Annotated in this window: 7 protein-coding genes and 1 pseudogene; 5 read left to right on the top strand and 3 right to left on the bottom strand. The window is 48.0% G+C overall.

Translation table 11 applies throughout. The annotated features are described in order from the left end of the window. Positions 1 to 233: 233 nt before the first annotated feature. Positions 234 to 728: a Crp/Fnr family transcriptional regulator gene (locus tag ACUVQO_RS22450; protein ID WP_445928044.1), complete on the top strand. Its 495-nt coding sequence runs from the start codon at positions 234 to 236 to the stop codon at positions 726 to 728. A gap of 17 nt (positions 729 to 745) precedes the next feature. On the opposite strand, the gene ACUVQO_RS22445 is transcribed toward ACUVQO_RS22450, so the two are convergent. After that, positions 746 to 952 (bottom strand): DUF2949 domain-containing protein, encoded by a 207-nt coding sequence (locus tag ACUVQO_RS22445; protein WP_445928043.1) that lies wholly within the window; start codon positions 950 to 952, stop codon positions 746 to 748. A gap of 335 nt (positions 953 to 1,287) precedes the next feature. Then, complete coding sequence (locus ACUVQO_RS22440; RefSeq protein ID WP_445928042.1) at positions 1,288 to 1,722, bottom strand: hypothetical protein; 435 nt, start codon at positions 1,720 to 1,722, stop codon at positions 1,288 to 1,290. Positions 1,723 to 2,046: 324 nt separating this feature from the next. Here ACUVQO_RS22440 and ACUVQO_RS22435 point away from each other — a divergent pair, with 324 nt between their 5' ends. Further along, positions 2,047 to 2,709: a Uma2 family endonuclease gene (locus ACUVQO_RS22435; RefSeq protein WP_445928041.1), complete on the top strand. Its 663-nt coding sequence runs from the start codon at positions 2,047 to 2,049 to the stop codon at positions 2,707 to 2,709. 45 nt (positions 2,710 to 2,754) lie between these two features. Beyond that, positions 2,755 to 2,904: pseudogene (locus tag ACUVQO_RS22430) on the top strand (SUMF1/EgtB/PvdO family nonheme iron enzyme); the annotation flags it as partial. On the opposite strand, the gene tsaD reads toward ACUVQO_RS22430, so the two are convergent. Beyond that, the gene (gene tsaD, locus ACUVQO_RS22425; RefSeq protein ID WP_445928040.1) at positions 2,859 to 3,926 is read right to left on the bottom strand and encodes a tRNA (adenosine(37)-N6)-threonylcarbamoyltransferase complex transferase subunit TsaD; all 1,068 of its coding nucleotides are present in this window, start codon (positions 3,924 to 3,926) and stop codon (positions 2,859 to 2,861) included. The pseudogene ACUVQO_RS22430 and the gene tsaD sit on opposite strands and share 46 nt — an antisense overlap. A 179-nt stretch (positions 3,927 to 4,105) precedes the next feature. Here tsaD and ACUVQO_RS22420 point away from each other — a divergent pair, with 179 nt between their 5' ends. Next, positions 4,106 to 4,591: a Photosystem I reaction center subunit III gene (locus tag ACUVQO_RS22420; protein WP_445928039.1), complete on the top strand. Its 486-nt coding sequence runs from the start codon at positions 4,106 to 4,108 to the stop codon at positions 4,589 to 4,591. A 35-nt stretch (positions 4,592 to 4,626) separates the two neighbouring features. Beyond that, a complete protein-coding gene (psaJ, locus tag ACUVQO_RS22415; protein ID WP_233744882.1) occupies positions 4,627 to 4,755 on the top strand; it encodes a photosystem I reaction center subunit IX in 129 nt (42 codons plus the stop codon). Positions 4,756 to 4,952: the final 197 nt, after the last annotated feature.

Genomic DNA, 4,952 nt, shown 5'->3' with positions numbered 1-4,952 from the left:
GCAAATCTTGAAGCGAAATCACCCAGGCGTGGCCGGATTTTGAGGGATTTTTTACCTTAAAAAAAGGGATTTCGCTCAGATCGATAGTTAGAATTGCAAGCGATTAAAATCTAATGGCATTTAAAGATTGCACTGCTTTCAGAAAGTAAACTCAGTATTCTGGGGAATTCTGGTAATAATAGACTGCATGCCTTTTGGGATTGGGCCAGCATCCACCCGGTCAAAACGTCTCTATGCTCTCTAGCTTTGAACGCTTACTGTTTATTCGTGAAGTCCCCATTTTTAAGGAATTGCGGGATGACTTTTTAGTTAGACTGGCTTCTGTCATGGATGAACTCGCTTTTCCGGCCAATCACACGATCTTCAGGAAGGGGCAGGAAGGGCGATCGCTCTACATTGTTGTTTCGGGGCGGGTGCGGGTTCACATTGAGGATCAAGAACTGGTGCAGCTTGAGCAGGGAGCTTGTTTTGGCGAAATGTCTTTATTTGACGCAGAGCCGCGATCGGCATCCGTGACCACCCTTTTCCCCTCCGAGTGCTTGATATTAACTCAGCAGGAATTGTATGAAGCGATTGAGGAAACCCCAGGAATTGCCATTAATATTATTCGCCTGCTATCCCGCCGCATTCGGGAGCTAAACCAGAAAATGGAAATGATGCAACATTCGCCAGTAGCCCCCCCTCTACCTCGCCATATTTATAAGTATAAGCCGACTCAGCTTGGTTAAGTAGTTCTTACTATCCTCTAAGTCGTTTCCATCCAATCAAAAATTTTATCCAGATCCTCCAGCGTGATCAGCCCATACTGCCAGAGAATCATGGGCAGCAGATTGGCAGTTGATTCCTGCTGATGACGCAGGGCGATCGCGATGGAGCGCTCAGGAATTGCCAACTCCTCCTGCAAAAACTGAATTAACCGGGCATTCACAGTTCCCCCTGGAAACGGATCCATATTCTTAGAAAATTTTACATCTTTTGTAAAGCTTTGAAACAAACTTTCAGTTTTTTTATAAGTTAACTAATCGTACACGATTTTTTTAATCGTTAGATAAATAAAATCAGTTAAATTTTTGTGATTTTGCTTATTTACTTGCAGCAAAATACGCCTTTTTACGCAGATATACGTATATCAAGATGGGTGAAATGATACCACAACAGCTTCCAATCTCTGGGAGATACTGTTTCAAGGATTCAAGCTTACACCCGATCGCCAATGATGAGTTGCTCGTATCCGCTCATGTGGAGCAGTTCCTTGGCTCCGCATATTTTCTCAAAAAGGTATTTTGATCAGGTAAAGTTTGTTGGATATGGGCATTCTAGATATATCCCTATAGCTATTTTTAGTACTTGCCATGACGGAAGTTCTCCAGACCACGGAGTCAATACACCTGATGATCCCGCGTAGTCTCGATAACTGGAATAGCGCCAGTGCCCCGGATCATCCACATAACCACGCCGCATCGGATTATGGTGTATGTACTCTAATTTCTGCCGCAGCATCGCTTCACTAAGAATGGCTTGGGGATGGGAACCCTCCTGCCACAGTTGATAGTTCTGGTCTGCCTTGTAAGGCTGTTTATGCAACCGAAGTTGCTCTAACCAATAACTGGATGGATTTTGCTGCAGCTTGTCAATAATGGTTCTGGCAGTGAAAGACTTAAAATTGGCAATTTCTTTGGCAAGATTCTCGGCTGAAGCGATCAGATGCAGATGTTTTTCCATAGTGACGTAACCATGCACAGTCAGCCGTGTGCTGTTGCAAATAGTCCAGAGAATTGATTGCAATTTGAGTGAGTTGAAGATTGCTGAAAATAGGAGGCCAATTGACCACTGTGCAGGTAAGAAAATGGGGTTGAGCATCAAGGAAGTGGTAGCGCGATCGTCCCATGAGTAAATCCAACATTGATGGAGGCAGCGCCTCTTTCTAGAGTTCCCATGCAGAGCGAAGGAACCAAGGGAAGAAGTCGGAGATTTGAGACTGTTGAAAGCAGGGGGTGAAAGACTAGAATTGCGTTAGGAAACTCCTCTGCCAATCTGCCTTTGCCTATGGTCAGCCTGCTTCAAGAAACTCCCAACCAACGATCAACTCAACGGGTAGTATTGCACAACATTAGCTGGCAAACCTATCAAGCGATGCTGGCCGATATGGGAGACCATCGGGCTGCTCGCTTAGCTTACGATCGCGGAGTGCTAGAAATCACAATACCGTCTGATCTGCACGAATTTATTAAGCATCTATTAGAACGCATCATCGTTGCCCTCACCGAAGAACTGAACTTGAAAGTGCGTGGGGTTGGCTCTGTAACATTGGATCGAGAAGATTTGGAAAAGGGAGTAGAACCAGACTCAGGGTTTTATATTCAAAATGCCGGTCAAATTCGTGGACGCACATTAAACCTGGCAAATAATCCACCTCCTGATTTGGTAGTAGAAGTAGACATTACCAGTCCCTCTACTCGCAGGCTCAAAATCTACCAATCCTTACAGGTGCCTGAAGTGTGGCGCTGCACTGCCCGCACCCTTGAAATTAAACGACTGGAGTATGGGGAATACGTGAACTGTAAGTTGAGTGTCGCCTTTCCAAGGGTATCCAGGAACGACCTACTGCGATTTTTAGAAGCAGGCAAGGATACGGATGATGATAATACCGTCATCCGATCGCTGCGATCGTGGATTCGAGAGCAACCCCCTCGATCTCCGACTTCTTGAGTAGGGCAGTGAGAGAATTGGGGAGTTGGGGTTGCCAATGCCTTTGGGCTGTTTGATATGCACGGGGGGAATGTGTGGGAGTGGTGTTTAGACCATTGGCATGGTGACTGCGAAGGTGCCCCGACCGATGGGAGTGCCTGGGTCTTTTACTACCAGCCTGGACATTTTGCGGCACCAGACCCGTCTTTTTTTTGATAAAGCTGCATCACGTCGGAGATGGGCATGCGAGAAAGGGCACCAAGGCTGCGGGGCGAAGTGTGGCCCCGGGTCAGGTGATCGGCAGCGGCACAGGCAATCATCGCGGCCTTGTCAGTACAGAATTTCAGGGGGGGAAAGAGAACGCGCAAGTTGTGCTTTTCCCCAGCAGCCTGCAAATGTTGACGTAGACCACTGTTAGCAGCCACACCTCCACCCACCGCGATCGTACTCAAGCCATAATTTAAGGCACAGGCGATCGCCCGTTTGGTCAATGCCTTGGCAACGGTTTCCTGAAAGCTGGCAGCCAGATCTACGACGGGTAATTCAGGAGATGCTTCTTGCAGCTTTTGGGTCAGGCGCAAGACTGCCGTTTTCAACCCACTGAAGCTGGAATCATAGGGATGAAAACCACCCTCAGGGAGGGAGACTTGACCTTCAGGGAGAGGAAAGGCGTTGGGATTTCCCTGTTGAGCCAGCTTATCGATAATCGGGCCACCGGGATAGCCCAGATGCAGCAAGCGGGCTACCTTATCAAAGGCTTCCCCAGCGGCATCATCACGAGTTTGCCCCAGGGTTTCGTAATGACCGCAAGCTTTCACATAGATCAAACTGGTGTGGCCACCGGAGACAAGCAGGCAGAGAAAGGGCGGTTCTAAGTCGGGACTGCTGAGGTAAGAGGCGTAAATGTGGCCTTCCAGGTGGTGAATTCCCAAAAAGGGTTTGTCATGGACGATCGCCAGGGTCTTCGCAGCAGTCAGTCCCACCAGTAAGGCTCCGACCAGACCGGGGGCACAGGTCGCGGCAATCCCATCAATCTCCGGCCAGGATATATGAGATTCAGTCAGAGCCTGGGCGATCGCGGGATTCAGCAATTCCACATGTTGTCGAGAGGCAACTTCTGGCACTACCCCCCCGTAAACTTGATGGGCAGCAATCTGTGAAGAAACAATGCTACTTAAAATTTCACGATTCTTAACAATCGCTACCGCTGTTTCGTCACAACTTGTTTCAATTGCCAAAATGGTTGCCATTTACTGGTAATTTCTTGAGAATAATGAGCGAACTTCTGAGTCTGAATTCTGTCAAGAATGCAGCTCAAGACATGATGCTAAATAGTTTAGCGAACTTATCCTTACTAAAAGTCTGCTCAATTTTGTAAAACAGACGTTCCATTGTTGTAACGAAGGGAAACAATTCCATGCGACGATTGTTTGCTCTGATTCTTGTCATCTCCCTCTGGTTCGGGTTCGCCCCGGCTCAGCCTGCTCATGCTTATAATCTGAAGCCCTGTAGCGAGTCTGCGGCTTTTGCTCAACGGGCAAAATCCTCCATTAGTCCCACTGCTCCTCAGCGTTATGAGGCTTATGCCAAAGCAGGATTACTCTGCGGTGAAGACGGCCTACCTCACCTGATTTGGGATGGTAGTCTGGCTCATGCCGGAGAATCTCTGATTCCCAGCGTCCTGTTCCTGTACATTGCAGGCTGGATTGGTTGGGTTGGTCGGATGTATCTGCAGACGATCAAAAAGGGTAGTAATCCAGAGGAGAAAGAAATCATTATCGATGTACCTTTGGCTGTTCGGTGTTCTTTAACCGGCTTTGCGTGGCCCCTCATGGCGCTCAAAGAATTTACCACTGGGGAACTGACGGCTAAAGACAACGAGATTCCGATCGCACCTCGCTAATCCGTCCTAACTCTATAGTTTTGGGAGAACCCTGAATGAACTACTTGCTTAAGTATCTATCTACTGCTCCTGTGATTGCTGCCATCTGGATGTTTATCACGGCTGGGATTTTGATCGAATTTAATCGTTTCTTTCCTGATCTGCTAGCTCATCCCCTGCCCTAGGGAAGCCATGATGGACTGACAACAAAAATGAAGCTGGTGGGGTGTCAGCCTCACCAGCTTCTTTGTTTGCCTCATAATTAAACCTTGTCCACCAGAACCATAGTTTCTCTGATGGGAAAACTCCTGTTCCTGGTTGGCTGACAAAACTCTCTCGCCCTCACCCCCAACCCCTCTCCTAGAGGGGTTGGGGGTGAGGG

The organism is Leptodesmis sp. (genome assembly GCF_052746595.1).
Note: the sequence above shows the minus strand (reverse complement) of the source record. Positions and strands in the feature narration are given on the sequence as shown.

What these genes read in the sequence shown, in the direction of transcription:
- ACUVQO_RS22450 (WP_445928044.1), top strand. Translation starts at nt 234, where the DNA reads ATGCTCTCTAGCTTTGAACGCTTACTGTTTATTCGTGAAGTCCCCATT.
- ACUVQO_RS22445 (WP_445928043.1), bottom strand. Translation starts at nt 952, where the DNA reads ATGGATCCGTTTCCAGGGGGAACTGTGAATGCCCGGTTAATTCAGTTT.
- ACUVQO_RS22440 (WP_445928042.1), bottom strand. Translation starts at nt 1,722, where the DNA reads ATGGAAAAACATCTGCATCTGATCGCTTCAGCCGAGAATCTTGCCAAA.
- ACUVQO_RS22435 (WP_445928041.1), top strand. Translation starts at nt 2,047, where the DNA reads ATGGTCAGCCTGCTTCAAGAAACTCCCAACCAACGATCAACTCAACGG.
- ACUVQO_RS22420 (WP_445928039.1), top strand. Translation starts at nt 4,106, where the DNA reads ATGCGACGATTGTTTGCTCTGATTCTTGTCATCTCCCTCTGGTTCGGG.
- psaJ (WP_233744882.1), top strand. Translation starts at nt 4,627, where the DNA reads ATGAACTACTTGCTTAAGTATCTATCTACTGCTCCTGTGATTGCTGCC.